Origin of the sequence: Nostoc paludosum FACHB-159 (assembly GCF_014698835.1) — a bacterium.
Lineage (GTDB): Bacteria > Cyanobacteriota > Cyanobacteriia > Cyanobacteriales > Nostocaceae > Nostoc > Nostoc paludosum.
This window is the reverse complement of record NZ_JACJTU010000017.1, coordinates 140,273-158,537: the sequence shown is the minus strand read 5'-3', so window position 1 is coordinate 158,537 and position 18,265 is coordinate 140,273. Positions and strand designations below refer to the sequence as shown.

Sequence of the window (18,265 nt, the reverse complement as noted above, 5' to 3'; positions counted from 1 at the left end):
CCTCTTCGCTCTCTGCAATTTCAATCTTAAACGGGCGGCTCATGGCTATTTAAACTTAGGAGATGGCTTCTCCCTATTATATGCAGCTTCATATTAAATTGGTATTACAGTAAAAGTAAGTATTTGAGACTAGATTCAGCAACAGTATCCGAAAATATTAACGATATAAATTCAGCAAATCAATACTTCAGTTATTACACTTGTAAGTTGCACAGTTACTCATGCTGTTGACCACTTATGGTTAACGCTTAGGTAATTCAAAGTGGGCTTTTGAGTGGCATAAAGAAACTCGGATAGGATTTGCGATCGCTGTTTTTTGCCCAAGGTTTTATTATTTTATAAGCTAGATAAACTATGTAATAATTTTTGATGTCACCAGGGGAAACTCCTGGTTTTTTGGTATTTGAACCGCAGAGGCGCAGAGAGCGCAGAGGCTAAGAAATGACAGAAGTAACTCTTCCGGCTTTTATTGAGCAAATGTTGGAGCCTGGATTTTATCCCCATGAGGTAACAGAATCTATTCAACTCATTCAAACTCACATTTCTTATGTGCTGCTGACTGGAGATTACGCTTATAAGTTGAAAAAGCCGGTTAATTTCGGCTTTTTGGACTTTTCGACTTTAGAGAAGCGGCAGCATTTTTGTCAGGAAGAGTTACGGTTAAATCAACGGGGAGCAGGTGAGTTATATTTAGAAGTTTTGCCTATTACTCTGGTAGGGGAGCAATACCAACTAGGGGGAACAGGAGAAGTGGCAGAATATGTCCTGAAAATGCGTCAATTTCCCCAAGAGGCGCTATTAAGCACGCTATTTGAACAAGGTAAGTTAAATGAAACACACTTAGATGAGTTGGGACGGGTGGTGGCTCAATACCATGCCAAAGCGGAGACGAATGATTATATTCGCGGTTTTGGTGAAGTGCCAAATGTCCGAGCTGCGTTTGATGAAAATTATCAGCAAACTGAAAAATATATCGGTGGCCCCCAGACTCAGGTGCAGTTTACAGAAACAAAGGAATATACAGATCGTTTTTTTGCCGAACGTCCAGAATTATTTGCTAGCAGAATCCAGAGCAACTATATTCGTGAATGTCACGGGGATTTACACCTGAAAAATATTGCTCTGTGGCACGATAAAATCTTACTGTTTGATTGCATTGAGTTTAATGAGCCATTTCGTTTTGTGGATGTGATGTATGATGTGGCATTCACGGTGATGGATTTGGAAGCGCGAGGACGCAAAGATTTGGGTAATGCATTTTTGAATGCCTACATTGAGCAAACTGGAGACTGGGAAGGTTTACAGGTATTGCCGTTGTATTTGAGCCGTCAAGCTTATGTCCGAGCTAAGGTAACTTCATTTTTGCTAGACGATGCCAGTGTACCTGCGACGGTGAAGGAAGAAGCGACAAAAACCGCTGCTGAGTATTACAAACAAGCTTGGGAGTATACTAAACCAAAACAGGGGCAACTAATTTTGATGTCGGGGTTGTCTGGTTCTGGTAAAAGTACAACAGCAAGACTTTTAGCCCGCGAACTAGGAGCAATTCACCTTCGTTCTGATGCAGTGCGGAAGCATTTAGGGGGAATTCCTCTGTGGGAAAAAGGCGGCGATGATTTGTATACACCCGAAATGACAGAGAAAACTTACACGCGCTTGTTGTCATTGGGGATTATACTGGCTGATCGAGGTTTTGCTGTAATTTTAGATGCCAAGTATGATAAACAACAGCTACGGCAAGAAGCGATCGCCCAAGCTACAAAACACCAACTTCCTCTCCAGATTATCCAATGCACAGCACCCCTGGAAGTGTTACAAGACCGCTTGAAAAACCGCACTGGCGATATTGCTGATGCCACTGCCGATTTGTTAGACTCACAACTCAAGCAAGCTGAACCCTTCACTGAAGAAGAAAAAACATACGTAAAGATTTTGGATACAACTCAGCCACAACAGGCACAATTAAAAGCAGTAATTCCCCAATAGCTTTTTTACTTTATGGCAGACAAAAAGAACGACTTTTTCACTATTTCTCCGAGCTTCTTTTCTCAACTATTATTTGGGGCATTTCTAACATTTATATTAATCATGACCGGCTCGGCTGTACCCCTGAGCATCTTCTTAGGAATATTGGGGGGTTTCATCTTAAGCTGGATTACAAATGCAACCAATAATAGCTCTCAAGCCCCAACTGTAGCCTCCTCTGATGGCGTTGATACAGGATTGAAATATTGGTTATTTTTCATGCTTGGCTTTGTATCTTTGGGGTATCCTGCACCGATGAGTATCTTCCTGGGTGCAATAGCCGCTTTGGGTGGAGGTTGGATTACTGCTTGGTGGGGAAGTAAAGAAGAAGCTAAAACTCAACTGCAAGTTGAAGAATCACCAGAAACTGCAACTGAAGAATCCAACGAAAGGATCAACAAACGCCAAACAAGAAGACCCACCCGCCGTTCCCGTCGTACTAGTGGAAGTGTTAATTTCAGGTTTTGGCAAAGATAGTAATTGGGCATGGGGAGGTGTGGGAGGTGTGGGAGGTGTGGGAGGTGTGGGAGGTGTGGGAGGATGGGGAAGAAATCTTTCCCCCCACACTCCCCAGACTCCCCCATCTCCCCAGTCCCCAGTCCCTAATACCCAATATGTTTTTATACCTCTCTAAATTACTGCCACTATTTTTTTATCCACTAGGGCTGGCTTGTGTAAGTTTGATAGTAGCATTAGTCACATTGTGGAAACGGCCGCGCATCGCAGCGATCGCCATTACTCTGGCACTAACTTTACTGCTGTTTTGCAGCAATGCTTGGATTGCTAAATCCCTAGTGCGATCGCTAGAATGGCAAAATCTCACCCCAGCCCAAATACCCAATGCAGAAGCGATTGTGGTTTTGGGTGGCGCTACCAAATCAGCCTTTCCTCCCAGACCTACCGTTGATTTGAGTGAATCAGGCGATCGCGTCATTTACGCCGCCCAACTTTATCGCCAAAAAAAAGCACCCGTAATCATCCTCAGCGGCGGGCGCATCGATTGGCGTGGTAGCGGTTCGCCAGAATCAGCAGATATGGCAACAATCCTCACATCTATTGGTATTCCATCCCAGGTAATTATTCAGGAACCATTATCTTTAAATACTTATGAAAATGCTGTAAATGTCCGAAAAATTCTGGAAGCGCGTGGGATTAAAAAAGTATTATTAGTCACTTCGGCAATGCATATGCCGCGATCGCTCAAGATTTTTCAACGTCAAGGAATTAACGTTATTCCTGCACCGACTGATTTTCTCGTCAGTGAGGGCGAACTGCAAGAACTCGGCAGCACTCCCAAAGCCGCTATACTGAATTTATTACCTGATACCGACAACCTGCACCAATTTACCACAGGTTTAAAAGAGTACATTGGTTCTTTCGTGTATTGGTTACGCGGTTGGCTTTAATTAAGATTATGTCTAAAAATTTACCTTATATTATTCCATCGCCTCCACCCCAAATTGACGAAGCTTTTGCCGCTTACCAAACAACACATCAGTTTTATCATGAAATTCAGACGCGGGCAGAGTTTCGGCGTTATTGTGAATGGTATTACTCTACAGCAGAACGTAATCGACAAGACTTACAAAAAATGCGCGGCGAACTGAATATTTTCCAGTGGTTTCGCCGCCGATCAATTAAATGACTTCTAATTCATTTTCACGTAAATGAGCTTTAAATTTTTTAGTAAACTGCACTAAAATCGGCAGATTAGCGCTTACAGGTCTACCTTGCCATTGAGTGACAATACCTATCACTTCGCCTTCTGTGCCTTTGAGGTCAAAAGGCTGATTTCGATGTTCTGGATGATGATAGATTACCACCGAATCTTTAACGCGCACGCGATCGCCAACTTTCATAACAACATTTACACCTAGCATTTGCTTTTCCACAAGTATCTGCTACAAAATATATGATTAAATCGCCTCAAATTTGATTTAATCAGCTATTTCTTGACGCTTCACAGGGGTGCGACGGCGCATTGAACCCTCCGCGTCCAGGCACGTTTTAGCCATTCCGTGCATACTTTTCTAAGTTTTTTGCCGCATTAAGGTGTATCGGCCTCATGCTCCGCTTTTACCCCAAAACCAGGGAAACGAAAAAAAAATCAAGCGATATCAGATATCTTTAGTACTTTGGCAACAGATATAACCCTATTATCTTCACTCTAGGATGTTCCCCAGGTCAACTCTCTCACCAATTTTTAGTAGTAGGTGGGCATGGGGCATTGGGTATTGCTAGAGAATTTGGCTGCTTTGCTCCTTGGGATTTTTTAGGCGTTGCCCAATTGCGGTATAAATTCACCAGATCGCTGAGCTTTGCCCAAGTGTACATGAAATTGTTTTCGCTGTTGGCTATTAGCCGTAAAGAATTCAGGGGTTAAAAAAATTGGAAATTGACAATTAGAAAACTCTTGTGGGATGGGCGTCTCGCCCGTCCAGTGCGGGCAAGATGCCCACACTACAAGAAAACTTATTGCAACATTTTAGCTGTGCCACGCCAGTAGGGTGCGTTACGGATTTCATCCTAACGCACCATTTTTTGAAACTTTGTGTCGTACTTTCGGCGCTAACATAGCCTACTTGTATTTTGGAAAATCAAATAGTAGCCTTATACTTCTTTTTCTATTCTTGGTATCAACGCTGGAATATTTCTAAGTTAAAGCTGGTAAATCCAGATATATTGAAATGGCGAATACCTCGAAGCAATAAAGTAGGCTTTACAAGCCATTCTACCGCCAAAAAAAACTCTGTTTCGCTTTTTATATATCGTGGGATACTTATTGATACGCCATCTTTCAAGTGCAAGCTGAGATAATTTTTATTTAAATCTTCTAGTTTTATCCATGAAGTTGGGACTGCGGGTGATACTATCCAGTCAGGCTTCATCTTGGTTATTGTTCCTTGCCAACCACTGAATTGATTTGCAGTAGGTAGAGAAGGTTCATCAACTATACCTCCCAGATGTTCGGAAATTATCAGAATATCTAAAGTGTTATTTTCGTTGTATCTGGCGACTGCACTTCTACGCGTATCTTGATGCTTAAAACCAGTCTCAAAAAAGAACATTGAGCCAGGATTTACTTCTTGAGAACCCCATGAAAAACTATTGTGAAAATGAAGAGATTTAAGATGAGGTTTTTTATGAGGGCCATAGGTTTCTAATTTATTTGTTCCATCAGCATAGGTAGAATAATTTTGATGATTGATTTCATTGCCATCACTGCTTAAATGGAAGCTTCTGATACATTGATGAGACCTAATTAATTCACCCTCTAAGTTATAAACGTTCCAAGTTCCATGCCAGTCTCCAAGATGACTGCAAAAATTCTCCCAGTTTTGAAGTTGGGCATTTGTTATTGTGTCTGAATTCATTGTTAGCTATAATCCAGGTTATTATTTTCTATCAACAACGATAATCATATAGGAATCATAAATGATATAGCAATCCACAAGCATTCGTGAAAAAATAAGATTGCCTATTGCCTACCTCAACGATTAATTTAGTAATGCTATATATAAAAAATTTTAAGTAATCTAGGGTAGGTTGCTGTTTGAGGTTGTAGCAAGCGGCTAGTCAAGTCGTAATTCCTCCCTAAGATTACGGAGGTAAAAGACAACTTGAGTATGTTTCCTACTTCAGGATTTCTTCACGTCGCGTTATCCTATGAAAAAGATAAAACAATATTGCCCTTACATTTAACGCGGCAAATCTTTTCATGTTGGCTGTTCGCTGTTGATGGTTAACTGTCAACCGTCAACAGTTAACCAACCTCATGAGTGAACGTGCAATTTAAAAGCGTAATAGCTGATTGCGATCGTTGGGCAGGTTTTTCCTGCCCAGGGAATTCCAAAAACTAAATCATCCCGTAAATAAACAGGCAATAGTCTTGCCTTTTCAAAAAATATGGGAAAATTTTTGAGAAATCCCTCAAGACTTAAGATTCGCTAGTTATCTGCTCACTCAAGACTCAGGACTCTCTATGTTAGCAGGCACAATTTTACAAGATGGAAAATATACCCTAATCCAAGAAATAGGGCGTGGTGGCTTTGGCATTACGTACAAAGCTAAGCATCACTACTTGGGTCAGGAAGTGGTGATGAAAACCATCAATGAACGGCTGCGACAACATCCTGATTTTGCCAAGTTCGAGCGCCAATTCCAAGATGAAGCCAGACGATTAGCTACTTGTATCCACCCAAACATAGTCCGAGTCAGCGATTTTTTTGTGGAAGCTGGGTTGCCTTACATGGTGATGGAATACATTCCTGGGGAAACTTTGGGCGACGCATTTGTATTACCAGGAATACCTTTGCCTGAAGTCACAGCAATTCATTATATTCAGCAAATTGGCGCAGCCTTGCAGGTAGTACACAATAACGGTTTGCTGCACCGGGATATTAAACCAGATAATATCATCTTGCGCCAAGGAACTCAGGAAGTAGTATTGATTGATTTTGGCATTGCCAGGGAATTTAATGGCGGAGTGAGACAGACTCATACGGGTTTAGTTTCTGAGGGTTATTCCCCCATTGAGCAGTACCTAACCCAAGCACCACGCACACCTGCCACGGATGTTTATGGTTTAGCAGCAACCTTGTATGCACTGTTAACAGCTCAAGTTCCCATGCCAGCATTATTGCGCGATCGCGAACAAATGCCATCCCCCCGCGAACTGCAACCACATTTGAGTGCTGCTGTCAACCAAGCAATAATGCGTGGTATGGCTGTAGAATCTCGTTTTCGTCCGGCGACTGTTGCCGAGTGGCTGCAATTGCTACCAGGGAGTGGGGTGAATGTTGCACCTCAAGCTTTACCCACTTCTGCGGTGCAAACTATTAATTTATCTGTTCAACAGCCACAAACTCTCATTGGCAAAGGTGGCAAAAAAGCGATGCCTGAAGGCAAGGCTAGTGCCAACGCCAAGAAAACTTCACACGCTCCAAAACAGCAGTCATCTAAAATATTTCTTGGTATGGGTGTAGCTATAGTTGCCGCTACAGCAGGTTTTGGCATTACTAGCATGTTACCGAAATCTCAGCCGCAGCCAACCGCCAAACCACTTTTTCAACAGCCTACTCAAGAACCAGCTGCCAAAGTACCTAATTCAGCCTCCTCTAGAAATCCAGAGAACACCACCTCAAAAAGCGAATCTGCACCCATCTCTAATGTCAGGCAGCGTCGGCGTAATCGTCCTTCTTCCCAGGCAGAATCTTCTAGCAGCAGCCCCACAACAGAATCACAACGCAGTAATTTTGAACAATCAGCACCTTCGCCTTCGCCTACCGTTGCTCCTACACCCACGCTAGTCGAAAAACTGCGGGCAATTCGCTCATCTCGCAAAACTTCTGCGCCAACATCACCAAATAATAACTCGCCAACCTCTAATGAAAATTCTGCTCCTCCTAAACCTGTAATTCCTGCAAATTCCGTAGTAATACCATCAGAACCACTGCCACGGGAATTCAGACCCCCAGCCACAGATCCTTCTACTGTTGTAGTGCCAACACTGGAAAAGCAAAATTCACCCACTGAGAGTCAAACGCAAAAAGAACAGAAGTTAGAAAAACAGACGTTAGATTAGGACGATGGCAATAGTTAATAGGCAGTAGGCAACAGGCAATAGGCAATAGGCTTGAAAGTCAATTTTTATGGAATTTTTATGATTGGTTTATGTCCTAATACTATTTCTTGGTGAGGCTGTTTTATGAATTTATGCTAATAACAACTTTACCGAAGTGAGCTGCACTTTTGAGGTAACGATATGCTTCCCGCGCTTCATCAAATGGAAAAATTCTATCGATAATCGGTTTTATTTGATGGTGTTGTATTGTCTGATTCATTGCTTCAAACATTTCCCGACTGCCAACATAAATTCCTTGAACTGTTAAACTTTTAAAAAGTATTGGCATGGGATCAATTTCACTTCCTCTTTCTGACAAAACGCCAATCAAACTAACACGTCCGCCAATGCGAACTGCTTGTAGTGATTTTGGTAGAGTTCCTGCGCCACCTACCTCAATTACATGATCTACACCGATGCGATTAGTTAATTGGTAAACTTGCTTTTCCCAATCTGGTGTTGTTTTGTAATTGATTGTTTCATCAGCACCAAGCTGTTTGACTCGTGCTAACTTTTCATCGCTGCTAGAAGTAGCGATCGCTCTAGCACCGTGTATCTTCGCAAATTGGAGAGCAAAAATCGAAACGCCGCCAGTACCGAGTAATAAAACACTATCACCTGCGCCAATGTTGCCTTTTGTTACCAATCCATGCCACGCTGTGACTGCTGCACAAGGCAAAGTTGCACCTTCAGCGTAGGATAAATGGTCTGGTAGAATTACCAAACCGTCTTGGTGTAAAACGACATACTCAGCCAGCATTCCATCGATACCACCTCCGAGATCGGATTTCATTTTTTCTCTAGTTAAAGAGCCATAAATCCAGTCTTGGAAGAAAGTAGCAGCGACGCGATCGCCTACTTTCACCCGCGTCACGCCTTCTCCCACCGCCACAACTTCCCCCGCACCATCAGACATGGGAATTAACGGATATTTCTGTCCAGCACCGTAGGCTCCTTCAGCCACGAGCAAATCGCGGTAATTTAAAGATGTTGCTTTGACTTGAATCAAAACTTCGCCGGGTGCGGGTTTTGGTTCAGGGCGATGGACTAATGCAAGGGCATCGATGCCAGCATTGCTTTGAATTTCGTAAACTTTCATAGCTAATAGGGAATGGGGAATGGGGCATTGGGCATGGGGAAATGAGGAGGATATTGAGGCAGTGAAGCTCTCAGCAGGGAGCAGAGGTGAAAGAAGTAATTTTTCATTTTCCCCCTTGCTTTCCCCGTGCTGTTGGAGCTTCTTTTCATACCCAATGCCCGATTTTAACTTTCAAAATCAGTATTTGCTGCCACTGCTTCCCATGCATCCAACTCAGCAGTCAAAGAAGCGATTTTATTGCGGAACTTGCTGTAGGCATACTTACCTAGCACTAAGCGCAACGGTGGATTTTCTGATTCCACCACCTTAATTAATGCTTGAGCTGCTTTTTCTGGATCGCCTGGTTGAGTACCTTCAATTTTTTCGAGGAACTCTAAGAATTTTCCCACAGTTGGTTTGTAGGCGTCCATACTATTGGCAGCGCGGTCAAGCGATCGCCCAATAAAATCAGTACGGAAAGGCCCTGGTTCGACAATGGTCACTTTAATACCCAGAGGCGCAACTTCGCCATGTAAGGCTTCTGATACCCCTTCTAAGGCGAACTTAGCACCACCGTAGATAGAAAAACCTAGTTCGTTACTGAATCCAGCAATTGCAGACATATTAATGATATGCCCACTTTTTTGCTGTCTCATGATTGGTAAAATTGCCCGAATAGTATTAATTGCACCGAAAAGATTGGTATCAAAGTTGCGGCGAATTTGTTCGTCACTGACCTCTTCTAGCGCTCCAATTAAGCCGTATCCAGCATTGTTAACCAGCACATCAATTTGTCCAAATGCCTTAACTGCTTCATCTACTGCTGCTTTGACTTGGATGGGATTGGTAACATCTAGGGAAACTGCCTTAGCTGTATCTGGGTATTGATTGACGAGATCTTGAAGTTGTTCGGGCTTACGGGCAGTGGCAATTAAGCGATCGCCTTTTTTAAGTACTGCTTGAGCCAAATTACGCCCAAAGCCGCTAGAACTACCAGTAATCAACCAAACTTTAGTACTGTTATTAGACACGATAGATTCCGCTGGGTTTTCCATCAGTATTTTAGCTATTAAGTAGCAATACTAAGCATTGGGCATTGGGAATATTGACTGTTATACCATTTCACAAAATGCATGATACAAATGGTTAGTCTTTGAATTCTTTCTCCCTGCCCCTCTGCCCCCCATGCCCCATACTATCGCCAATCATCCAGTGCAAACACATCTGGGCGATTGAATCCCGGTTCGTTAGGCCTATGCATTGCTACTCCGATGATTTCACTGCGAAAACCACGAGCCAGCATTCTGCGATAAGCTTCGTCTCGACTGGTATTCACGCCAGCTACTAAACATGACATTCCTTGAGCCAAGGTCAAAGCTTCACACAAATCTAATAACTGCTCGAAACGTTGGCCTGCATTGTTCCCAGAATATACAGCACCAAACCTGACAAAGCAAGTATTACTACCAGCCTCAGTACCTGCTCCATAGTGACAAACTGCAAATCCTGACAAGCCTGCGTCATCCCATAACAATACTGTATCGCCAAGTTCTTGAGTTTGAACTGTCTGAATTTCTCCTGATAAATCTAGTCCTTCATAAATAGAATTAGTGAGTTTAACAATTGCATTGAGAGTTTGGGTTCGTTCATTCTCACTGATCTGTGAATATCTATTTATTTGTGGTATTGGCTCTAATTGTTGTACTTGTTTTGCCAAAATTGCTGTTAGAAAACGCAGACGAAAGCCAAATTTTTGATATAGTATGTGATGCTTAGGACTTTGGGCAAAAGTAAACAGTCCAATCATCGAAGTATTACATTGAGTGAGGTAAGCGATCGCAGCTTCAATAAGATGTTGTCCTACTCCTTGGTTCCAAAAGTCAGGATGAACGCTCAACGGTCCAAAATAGCCAAAGCTTCCCCAATTTATTGCTAGATTAGACCCGATTAATTTTCCATCAATCTCAGCAGCAAATATCGAACTTGGGTTGGCTTTCCATCGATGGTGTATGTAAGCAGCATCCCCGTAAAACTCAGTTGGTTCAGGTAATCCGATAAAAGTACCAAAAGCCAACCGAAAAATGTGGTCAGCAGCAGCTAATTCATTCTCTTGAAGTAACCTAATAGAAACACTCATCTTTTCAATAACTGCCTACATTAGTGATTAGTGCAATTTTTAGGGAATTAAACTCATAGGATAGGGTAGCACAGCTGTGCTACCCTACATCGGCAGATTTTGTTTGCGAGTTAAACTTTTTTCTCTGCTCTTGCCTGTCAATAAGGCTATAGAGAATCTATGAACTGCTCTACTTTTTCTAAGAGTGGCTGATGTTCAATTTTCTCAGCTAACTCTTGGGCATTTTGATAGCACAATCGTGCCATTTTTTTGCGTTTGGTTGTGGCGTAAAGGCTTCCCATATTTAGCAAAGTGGAAATTTCTCCAAGCGAATCGCCCAGTTGTTGGTAAATGACAATGGCTTGTTTGTAGAACTTCATAGCTTGGCGATGCTGAGCGAGGATACTGTGTGTAAAACCAATATTGTGAAGGGTTGTTGCTTCGCCAGAGCGATCGCCAATGGCTTGACGTGTCAAAAGAACTTGATAATAAAGCAACAGCGCTTGTTTGGGTTGTCCTAAATCGCTATAGACTGAAGCAATATTATTCAAGGTGGTTGCTTCAGCAACTAAATTCTTCACAGCTCGTTGAATCGGCAGTGCTGCTTGAAAATATTCTAGAGCTTGGTCGAACTTGCCTAAAACGCTGTAGGCAAATCCAATGCCATTTAAAGTCGTTGCTTCACCAGAAAAGTCACCTAGCAATCGACGCATTGTCAAAATTTGGTTTTGTAGCAACAATGCGCGTTTCGGTTCGCCTAATCGGGTATAAATCAAGGCTACATCATTGAGAGTAGAAACTTCTCCTTGAATATCTTGCAGTTGCCTGAAGATGAGAAGCGCTCGATCAAAATACTCCAGTGCTTGGGAAAAGCGTCCAAGACGGCTGTAGGTAGAACCCAGATTGCTCAGTGCAGTTGCTTGTGCACAAGCATTACCGATTTCAACAGCAACACTAAGCGCTTGTTCAAACCGCTCTAATGCCCTTTGAGGTTGCCAGCAACCCAGATAAGCTAAACCAAGGTCGTTCAATGTGTAACCTTCTCTAACTCGGTCTGGGATTGCTCTTGCTAGCTGTAAATTCTGAGTCACAAGATCGAGATACTCTTGAAATTTTCCCCTTTGGTAATAGTGGTTTGCTTGATCGCGACGTTGTTCCCACTGTTTGACTGGATTTAAAGATTGCGTCATCTGACCTCAGTTGCACTCTGCGATAAATAGGCGAGATATTTCTTGGGATGAACTTCTCTTAGGTTTCCCAAATTTGAGTTAACCTTTATCTTCTACCTTTAGATATAAGACGTAAAGAGAGAAGTATGGTATTGTTTCATACTTAAAAGCATACCCATGAAGCGATTAATACAAATACCGCAGTGAGTATTGAACTGCGATCCTTGTAATATCAAGCCGCCTACGTAGGCGAGCTGATATAATTTTCTGCAAGATATCTGTAAAGCCTATTTATTAATCTCAAGAAGATTTACCGGCCTTCGGTTGAGGGAAAAGGCAACGGGCAACAGTAAAAATGTGGATTGAGATATTAAGATTTGTTGACTGTTGAGTTTCCAAGTGCCCATCGGTGGGTCAAAAACCCCGTCCCTTGGGGCGATTGTGTTGGACAGAGTTTAAAACCCAGATCCTAACCTTAAGAGTTCGCTGTTGTCTTTATCTAAGGTGAACAAACCTCATGAGAGGCAAATCTGGATACTTGACGATCGCAAAATGTAAACCAGTGAAAACAGATAAATTATTATTGTATAGTGTTTGACTATGCGATCGAACTCACAAGTATTAAAAGTGTGTTTTTGGCAAACATGAATATAATGCTCTTATTATGAGCATCTACCAATCTCTCAAGAAAAAATCATACACACAACACGGTCGCGGTGAAAATGACTGGCGGTTGTTTCTGCGTTTAGTGCCTTATGCCCGTCGCAATGGCGGACTGTTGGCACTTTCGATGTTCTTACTCGTGCCGATCGCCGTCGCTAATGCCGTACAACCGCTGTTAATTGGACAAATTATTTCCCTGATTCGCGAGGAACCGAGTACTTACGAATTCTTAAAGAATCGCCCGTCCTCGCAAGCACTAAATATTTTAGAAGGGTTATTGCTGATTGCGATCGCCATTCGATTGGTGTTTACAGGCTATCAGGGTTATCTCGTACAGAAGTTAGGGCAACAAATCACCACAGCAATTCGCCAAGACTTATTCCACCATGTAACATCTCTAGCGGTACGGTTTTTCGATCGCACACCCGTAGGTAAATTAATTACCAGAATTACCAGTGATGTAGAAGTCTTAGGCGATGTCTTTTCTACTGGGGCGATCGGTATTGTGTCCGATTTGTTCTCAATGTTGGTGATTATAGCTTTAATGCTTTCTATTCAATGGCAACTTGCTTGCTTGTTACTATTGATGCTGTTACCGATTACGTGGGTGACAATTTACTTACAAAAACAGTATCGCAAAGCTAATTACAAAGGGCGGGAAGAACTTTCTATACTCAATTCACAACTACAAGAAAATGTAGTTGGCATTAACGTAGTGCAGTTGTTCCGCAGAGAAAAATTTAATGCCCAATTATTTCGTGCTACTAATAGCCGCTACACTCAGCAAGTAGATAAAACTATCTTTTATGATTCAGCTGTTTCCGCCACTTTAGAATGGATTGGACTGGTGGCGATCGCAGGTGTTTTATGGTTGGGTGGTTTGATGCTTTTAGATAAAGAATTGACTTTTGGTACTTTATCAGCATTTATTTTATATGCCCAACGATTATTTGACCCATTAAGGAACTTTGCCGAAAAATTTACCGTAATTCAAGCTGGTTTCACTGCCATTGAACGCGTCGGCGATATATTAGATGAACCGATAGAAATTCGCGATCGGACTAATGTGCGCTACTCAATTCTTGATGCTAAATTCGGCTACATCGACGAAATAGTTGCAAATTTTGAATCTCCAGATTTAACTTCTCCACCTGACTTGGGAGAAATTCGTTTTGAACACGTTTGGTTTGCTTATAAAAACGATGATTATGTAATTAAAGATTTAGATTTCACCATTCATCCTGGTGAAAAAGTCGCATTAGTCGGCCCTACAGGCGCAGGTAAAACTTCTATTATTCGGCTTTTATGCCGTCTTTACGAACCCACCCAAGGACGCATTCTCATTGATGGTATAGATATTAAAGAAGTGCCACAAGCAGAACTGCGGCGTTACATGGCAGTAATTTTACAAGACGGTTTTGTGTTTGCTGGTGATGTGAAAAGCAACATTTCTTTAGGAGATGGTTATACAATTGAACAGATTCAGCAAGCAGCAGAAAAAACTAATATTGCCCAGTTTATAGAAGAGTTACCCAATAGCTACGATACTCAACTGCGAGAAAGAGGCACAAATATTTCTAGCGGACAAAAGCAACTTTTAGCCTTTGCTCGTGCAGCCATTCGCGATCCGCAAATTTTAGTATTAGATGAAGCCACCGCTAGTTTAGATGTTGGCACAGAAGCTTTAATTCAAGAAGCATTAGACCAGCTTTTGTTCAGGCGCACGGCGATTATTATTGCTCACCGCTTGTCTACAATTCGCAATGTAGACCGGATTTTTGTTTTGAAGCGCGGTGAATTAATCGAACAAGGAAGTCACGAACAATTACTACAACAAGGTGGACTTTATGCCACTTTACATAACTTGCAGATGTTAGGAACTTAGAAAGTAAAAATCAAATTATTCTAGGGTGTGTTATGCCAAACCTAGCGCGTGATTATCTTGAGAATAACCCGAAGGCAGAAAGCGATCGCCATATCTGTGATGACATTTATAGCAGGGAACAGGCAATAGGCAATAGGCAATAGAGTTTTAAGCCTGTTGGCTTTTGCCTGCTATAAAATAGCAACTCCAGTACCTAATGACTGAAGTTGCCGCACTTTCACATTTAAACCAACGCCGCCACTTTCTCTAACAATCCTTGAAACAACCGTAAGCCATCGCTATTGCCCAACGTTGCATCAGACGCCCTTTCTGGATGCGGCATCATTCCCAAAACATTACCTTGGCGATCGCAAATGCCCGCAATGTTGTTTAATGAACCATTGGGATTCTCTCCTGCATAGCGAAACAAGACTTGTCCGTTATCTTCAATTGCTGCCAGAGTCGCTGCGTCAGCGTAGAATCGTCCTTCGCCGTGGGCAATGGGCAAAGTGATGATTTCTTCACCTTCATAACCTTGCGTCCAAGGTAGATTGGTACGCTCAACTTTTATAGAAACGCGATCGCAGATAAAATGCAAATCTCGATTTCTAGTCAACACCCCCGGCAATAAACCAGCTTCAGTTAATACCTGAAAGCCATTACAAATACCGAGGACAAACTTACCCTTTTGGGCGTGTTCGATAACCTGCTGCATCACAGGCGAAAACCGGGCGATGGCACCACAGCGGAGATAATCCCCGTAACTAAAGCCACCAGGTATCACAACAACATCCAAATCAGCAATGTCTGTGTCTTGATGCCAAACCATGCGAGTTGGTTGCCCTAACAAATCTCTGGTGACATAAGCGACATCGCGATCGCAATTAGAACCCGGAAAAACAACAACACCAAATTTAGTCATTAGTCAATTGAATTAGGGACTGGGGATTGGGGATTGGGGATTGGGGACTGGGGAATGGGGAGATGGGGAGATGGGGAGATGGGGAGATGGGGAGATGGGGAGAAGTGACAATAGTATTTCCCCTCTGCGCCTCTACCCCTCTGCTCCTCTGCTCTCCGTTCCCAGTCACCAGTCCCCAGTCCCCAGTCCCTAAAACACCCCCGTCTGTGATTCGACTTCAATCAAATCAAAGCGATAATTTTCAATTACCGGATTTGATAGCATTTGGTCACAGATGTTATTGAGGTCTTGACGCGCTTTTTTCTCATCCGGCGAGACGATAATTAGTTCAATGTACTTACCAATCCTTACTTGCTCAACGTTATCGTATCCCAGCTGCTGAAGACCGGATTGTACAGCCACACCAGCAGGGTCTAAGACTGAAGGACGAAGTGTCACGTGAATTTTGGCTAGATACTTCCTTTGCACGGCTTTTTGCTGAATGCTGCGATCGCTATACTATAACTTTCTGTTCCAACTGAGTGAAAATAAGATTACGAAGCAGTTAGAGTTAATTTATTAATTAGTCATTCCAACAGCTTCAAATTACAGTGGCATATTTAAATAATTGTCTATGACAGTCATACGCACCCGCAGTCAAGAGCGTATTTTGAACCTGCTAAAAAGCATCAAAAAAGGCATTTCTGCCCAGGATATTTATGTAGAACTACGCAACAGCAATCAAGGTATGGGTTTAGCAACGGTTTATCGTTCCCTAGAAGCCCTAAAACTAGAAGGCATGGTACAAATGCGGAATTTGGCTAACGGTGAAGCCCTTTACAGTCTAACGCAGCAAGATAAACACCACCTTACTTGTTTGCAATGCGGTACTTCAATTCAAATTAATCAATGCCCAGTCCATAACCTAGAAGACCAGTTAGAAACCAACCATAAATTTAAAATTTTTTACCACACCCTAGAGTTTTTTGGCTTATGTAGCCAATGTCAAAGTTTGTAAAGGGCATTGGGCATGGGGAGGTGTGGGAGGTGTGGGAGGTGTGGGAGGTGTGGGAGGTGTGGGAGGTGTGGGAGGTGTGGGAGGATGGGGAAGCATTAATTCTCTTTCCCCCCACACTCCCCACACTCCCCTATCTCCCCACACTCCCCACACTCCCCACACTCCCCACACTCCCCTCTCTCCCACACTCCCCACACTCCCCAGTCCCCAGTCCCCAGTCCCCAATCCCCACTCTAGCCGTTGAGTTTTTTCTCGACTAATTCGTTAGTCAGTTTCGGATCGGCGCGTTTGGCTGTCTTTTTCAAAACTTGTCCGACAAAGAAGCCTTTGAGGTTGGTGTTACCGTTGCGATACTTTTCTAGTTCTTTGGGATTGGCGGCTATGACTTCATCAACGATGGGTTCTAGTACGGTAGGATCGGTGATTAGTTCTTGGCCAGCAAAGGCTTTTTCTGGAGAAATACCACTGAGTAAGTCCGGCAACTTTTCTTTAGCTTGGGCGTTACTGATTTTGCCGTTTTCAATGCGGGTGATGACATCAGCTAAATTGCTGGGAGTCAGGGCAATTTCAGTGATATTGAGTTTTTGCTTATTGAGGTATGCGGCGATATCTTGAGTAATCCAGTTAGCAGCAGCTTTGGGATTTGCACCAGCAGCGATCGCTGCTTCAAAATATTCGGATACAGGACGATCTTCTGTCAACACTCGCGCATCGTAAGCTGAAAGCGCCAATTCACTTTCGTAATGATGGCGTTTTTGGGCTGGTAGTTCTGGTAGTTCGCTGCGCCATTTTTCTAACTGTTCGTTTGACACCTCAATTGGTGCTAAATCTGGTTCGGGGAAGTAGCGATAATCGCTGGAACCTTCCTTCACCCGCATACTGCTTGTACGTTGTGCGCCTTCTTCCCACAGACGAGTTTCTTGGATAATGCGCTCCCCTGCTTCGATGGCTGCGATTTGCCGCTCAATTTCGTAGTCAATGGCGCGTTGGATGGCGCTAAAGGAGTTCATGTTTTTAATTTCTACTTTGGTGCCAAACTTCTCTTGTCCCACCGGACGCACGGAAATGTTGACATCGCAACGTAGAGATCCTTCTTGCATGTTCCCGTCGCTCACACCGAGATACCGGACAATCCGCCGTAGTTCTTGGGCATATTCAGCAGCTTCGATTCCAGAACGCAAGTCTGGTTCCGAGACAATTTCTACTAACGGTACACCCGCGCGGTTGTAGTCTACCAAAGAATAGGAAGAACCGGAAAGGCGATCGCTACCTGCGTGTACCAATTTTCCAGCATCTTCTTCCATGTGCAAACGTGTGATACCAATGCGTTTGCGGGTAGGTTTTCCCTCAGCATCTACTAACTCAATTTCTAACCAACCATGTTCAGCGATCGGTAGATCGTATTGAGAAATTTGATAATTTTTCGGTAAATCTGGATAAAAATATTGTTTACGGTCAAATTTACTATATTTCGCGATTTGACAATTCAGTGCCAAACCAGCCTTGACAGCATACTCTAATACCTTTTGATTTAGTACAGGTAAAACCCCAGGTAAACCCATACAAACCGGGTCTATGTTAGTATTGGGGTCAGCGCCGAATGCCGTAGAGCTAGTAGAGAAAATCTTGGTATTAGTACTGAGTTGACAATGGGTTTCTAGACCAATAATCGCTTCGTACTCAGTTTTTACAGTTGTAGCAGAGGTCATAATATCACTGAATTTGGGCATAATCCTTTCTAGTGGTACTATTGTAGCGGCGTCTGGAGTGCCCTGAAGACGGTTAATTGGTGAATTATCCTGACTTGA

At 42.9% G+C, this 18,265-nt stretch carries 20 protein-coding genes; 9 read left to right on the top strand and 11 right to left on the bottom strand.

Annotation, left to right across the window (positions count from 1 at the left end; all coding sequences use genetic code 11):
* The first annotated feature begins 441 nt into the window (after positions 1-441).
* From H6H03_RS18995 to H6H03_RS18975, 5 genes are read left to right on the top strand one after another with little or no spacing between them, the layout of a single operon-like run.
* Positions 442-1,986, top strand: coding sequence for a bifunctional aminoglycoside phosphotransferase/ATP-binding protein (locus H6H03_RS18995; protein ID WP_190956644.1), 1,545 nt, complete (start codon positions 442-444; stop codon positions 1,984-1,986).
* Positions 1,987-1,998: 12 nt separating this feature from the next.
* Positions 1,999-2,502 (top strand): hypothetical protein, encoded by a 504-nt coding sequence (locus H6H03_RS18990; RefSeq protein WP_190956643.1) that lies wholly within the window; start codon positions 1,999-2,001, stop codon positions 2,500-2,502.
* On the top strand, positions 2,474-2,659 hold the full coding sequence (locus H6H03_RS18985; RefSeq protein ID WP_190956653.1) for a hypothetical protein: 186 nt from the start codon (positions 2,474-2,476) through the stop codon (positions 2,657-2,659). The genes H6H03_RS18990 and H6H03_RS18985 overlap by 29 nt, the downstream gene beginning before the upstream one ends.
* Positions 2,640-3,431, top strand: coding sequence for a YdcF family protein (locus H6H03_RS18980; protein ID WP_190956642.1), 792 nt, complete (start codon positions 2,640-2,642; stop codon positions 3,429-3,431). The genes H6H03_RS18985 and H6H03_RS18980 overlap by 20 nt, the downstream gene beginning before the upstream one ends.
* Before the next feature lie 8 nt (positions 3,432-3,439).
* Positions 3,440-3,670, top strand: a complete 231-nt coding sequence (locus H6H03_RS18975; RefSeq protein ID WP_190956641.1) for a hypothetical protein — start codon at positions 3,440-3,442, stop codon at positions 3,668-3,670.
* Here the strand turns inward: H6H03_RS18975 and H6H03_RS18970 are convergent.
* The 3 genes from H6H03_RS18970 to H6H03_RS18960 form a co-directional block, all read right to left on the bottom strand.
* Positions 3,663-3,905, bottom strand: a complete 243-nt coding sequence (locus H6H03_RS18970; protein ID WP_313931877.1) for a ferredoxin-thioredoxin reductase variable chain — start codon at positions 3,903-3,905, stop codon at positions 3,663-3,665. The genes H6H03_RS18975 and H6H03_RS18970 overlap by 8 nt on opposite strands.
* A gap of 313 nt (positions 3,906-4,218) precedes the next feature.
* On the bottom strand, positions 4,219-4,359 hold the full coding sequence (locus H6H03_RS18965; protein WP_190956640.1) for a hypothetical protein: 141 nt from the start codon (positions 4,357-4,359) through the stop codon (positions 4,219-4,221).
* A gap of 302 nt (positions 4,360-4,661) precedes the next feature.
* Positions 4,662-5,399, bottom strand: a complete 738-nt coding sequence (locus H6H03_RS18960) for a DUF3598 family protein (RefSeq protein WP_190956639.1) — start codon at positions 5,397-5,399, stop codon at positions 4,662-4,664.
* Positions 5,400-6,007: 608 nt separating this feature from the next.
* Between H6H03_RS18960 and H6H03_RS18955 the strand changes: the two genes are divergently transcribed.
* Complete coding sequence (locus H6H03_RS18955; protein ID WP_190956638.1) at positions 6,008-7,609, top strand: serine/threonine-protein kinase; 1,602 nt, start codon at positions 6,008-6,010, stop codon at positions 7,607-7,609.
* Positions 7,610-7,730: 121 nt separating this feature from the next.
* Here H6H03_RS18955 and H6H03_RS18950 read toward each other — a convergent pair whose 3' ends face one another.
* The 4 genes from H6H03_RS18950 to H6H03_RS18935 all read right to left on the bottom strand — a co-directional run bounded on the left by H6H03_RS18950 (position 7,731) and on the right by H6H03_RS18935 (position 12,032).
* Positions 7,731-8,747, bottom strand: coding sequence for a zinc-dependent alcohol dehydrogenase family protein (locus H6H03_RS18950; protein WP_190956637.1), 1,017 nt, complete (start codon positions 8,745-8,747; stop codon positions 7,731-7,733).
* 164 nt (positions 8,748-8,911) lie between these two features.
* On the bottom strand, positions 8,912-9,757 hold the full coding sequence (locus H6H03_RS18945; RefSeq protein WP_190956636.1) for an oxidoreductase: 846 nt from the start codon (positions 9,755-9,757) through the stop codon (positions 8,912-8,914).
* Between the two features lie 164 nt (positions 9,758-9,921).
* Positions 9,922-10,863: a GNAT family N-acetyltransferase gene (locus H6H03_RS18940; RefSeq protein ID WP_190956635.1), complete on the bottom strand. Its 942-nt coding sequence runs from the start codon at positions 10,861-10,863 to the stop codon at positions 9,922-9,924.
* A gap of 146 nt (positions 10,864-11,009) precedes the next feature.
* The gene (locus tag H6H03_RS18935) at positions 11,010-12,032 is read right to left on the bottom strand and encodes a tetratricopeptide repeat protein (protein ID WP_190956634.1); all 1,023 of its coding nucleotides are present in this window, start codon (positions 12,030-12,032) and stop codon (positions 11,010-11,012) included.
* A 643-nt stretch (positions 12,033-12,675) separates the two neighbouring features.
* Here H6H03_RS18935 and H6H03_RS18930 point away from each other — a divergent pair.
* Positions 12,676-14,559 carry an ABC transporter ATP-binding protein gene (locus tag H6H03_RS18930; RefSeq protein WP_190956633.1) on the top strand — a complete coding sequence of 628 codons (1,884 nt, stop codon included), beginning with the start codon at positions 12,676-12,678 and terminating at the stop codon, positions 14,557-14,559.
* Positions 14,560-14,782: 223 nt separating this feature from the next.
* Here the strand turns inward: H6H03_RS18930 and purQ are convergent, their stop codons facing one another.
* Genes purQ through purS form a run of 3 tightly spaced genes read right to left on the bottom strand, consistent with a single transcriptional unit; the run spans position 14,783 to position 15,928 of the window.
* Positions 14,783-15,460 (bottom strand): phosphoribosylformylglycinamidine synthase subunit PurQ, encoded by a 678-nt coding sequence (gene purQ, locus H6H03_RS18925; RefSeq protein ID WP_190956632.1) that lies wholly within the window; start codon positions 15,458-15,460, stop codon positions 14,783-14,785.
* The gene (locus H6H03_RS18920; protein ID WP_190956631.1) at positions 15,453-15,629 is read right to left on the bottom strand and encodes a hypothetical protein; all 177 of its coding nucleotides are present in this window, start codon (positions 15,627-15,629) and stop codon (positions 15,453-15,455) included. Before H6H03_RS18920 ends, purQ begins: the two co-directional genes overlap by 8 nt.
* A 20-nt stretch (positions 15,630-15,649) precedes the next feature.
* Positions 15,650-15,928, bottom strand: a complete 279-nt coding sequence (gene purS, locus H6H03_RS18915; RefSeq protein ID WP_190956630.1) for a phosphoribosylformylglycinamidine synthase subunit PurS — start codon at positions 15,926-15,928, stop codon at positions 15,650-15,652.
* Positions 15,929-16,073: 145 nt separating this feature from the next.
* Between purS and H6H03_RS18910 the strand changes: the two genes are divergently transcribed.
* Together H6H03_RS18910 and H6H03_RS18905 are read left to right on the top strand one after the other, a co-directional pair.
* Positions 16,074-16,457 (top strand): Fur family transcriptional regulator, encoded by a 384-nt coding sequence (locus tag H6H03_RS18910; protein WP_190956629.1) that lies wholly within the window; start codon positions 16,074-16,076, stop codon positions 16,455-16,457.
* On the top strand, positions 16,426-16,701 hold the full coding sequence (locus tag H6H03_RS18905; protein ID WP_190956652.1) for a hypothetical protein: 276 nt from the start codon (positions 16,426-16,428) through the stop codon (positions 16,699-16,701). The genes H6H03_RS18910 and H6H03_RS18905 overlap by 32 nt, the downstream gene beginning before the upstream one ends.
* Here H6H03_RS18905 and gatB read toward each other — a convergent pair.
* A complete protein-coding gene (gene gatB / locus H6H03_RS18900; RefSeq protein ID WP_190956649.1) occupies positions 16,691-18,166 on the bottom strand; it encodes an Asp-tRNA(Asn)/Glu-tRNA(Gln) amidotransferase subunit GatB in 1,476 nt (491 codons plus the stop codon). The two genes, H6H03_RS18905 and gatB, sit on opposite strands and share 11 nt — an antisense overlap.
* Positions 18,167-18,265 lie beyond the last annotated feature (99 nt).

Excerpts from the sequence above, each read along its gene's own strand:
- H6H03_RS18995 (WP_190956644.1), top strand. The coding sequence starts at position 442 with ATGACAGAAGTAACTCTTCCGGCTTTTATTGAGCAAATGTTGGAGCCT.
- H6H03_RS18990 (WP_190956643.1), top strand. The coding sequence starts at position 1,999 with ATGGCAGACAAAAAGAACGACTTTTTCACTATTTCTCCGAGCTTCTTT.
- H6H03_RS18980 (WP_190956642.1), top strand. The coding sequence starts at position 2,640 with ATGTTTTTATACCTCTCTAAATTACTGCCACTATTTTTTTATCCACTA.
- H6H03_RS18975 (WP_190956641.1), top strand. The coding sequence starts at position 3,440 with ATGTCTAAAAATTTACCTTATATTATTCCATCGCCTCCACCCCAAATT.
- H6H03_RS18970 (WP_313931877.1), bottom strand. The coding sequence starts at position 3,905 with ATGCTAGGTGTAAATGTTGTTATGAAAGTTGGCGATCGCGTGCGCGTT.
- H6H03_RS18965 (WP_190956640.1), bottom strand. The coding sequence starts at position 4,359 with ATGTACACTTGGGCAAAGCTCAGCGATCTGGTGAATTTATACCGCAAT.
- H6H03_RS18960 (WP_190956639.1), bottom strand. The coding sequence starts at position 5,399 with ATGAATTCAGACACAATAACAAATGCCCAACTTCAAAACTGGGAGAAT.
- H6H03_RS18955 (WP_190956638.1), top strand. The coding sequence starts at position 6,008 with ATGTTAGCAGGCACAATTTTACAAGATGGAAAATATACCCTAATCCAA.
- H6H03_RS18950 (WP_190956637.1), bottom strand. The coding sequence starts at position 8,747 with ATGAAAGTTTACGAAATTCAAAGCAATGCTGGCATCGATGCCCTTGCA.
- H6H03_RS18940 (WP_190956635.1), bottom strand. The coding sequence starts at position 10,863 with ATGAGTGTTTCTATTAGGTTACTTCAAGAGAATGAATTAGCTGCTGCT.
- H6H03_RS18935 (WP_190956634.1), bottom strand. The coding sequence starts at position 12,032 with ATGACGCAATCTTTAAATCCAGTCAAACAGTGGGAACAACGTCGCGAT.
- H6H03_RS18930 (WP_190956633.1), top strand. The coding sequence starts at position 12,676 with ATGAGCATCTACCAATCTCTCAAGAAAAAATCATACACACAACACGGT.
- purQ (WP_190956632.1), bottom strand. The coding sequence starts at position 15,460 with ATGACTAAATTTGGTGTTGTTGTTTTTCCGGGTTCTAATTGCGATCGC.
- H6H03_RS18910 (WP_190956629.1), top strand. The coding sequence starts at position 16,074 with ATGACAGTCATACGCACCCGCAGTCAAGAGCGTATTTTGAACCTGCTA.
- gatB (WP_190956649.1), bottom strand. The coding sequence starts at position 18,166 with ATGACCTCTGCTACAACTGTAAAAACTGAGTACGAAGCGATTATTGGT.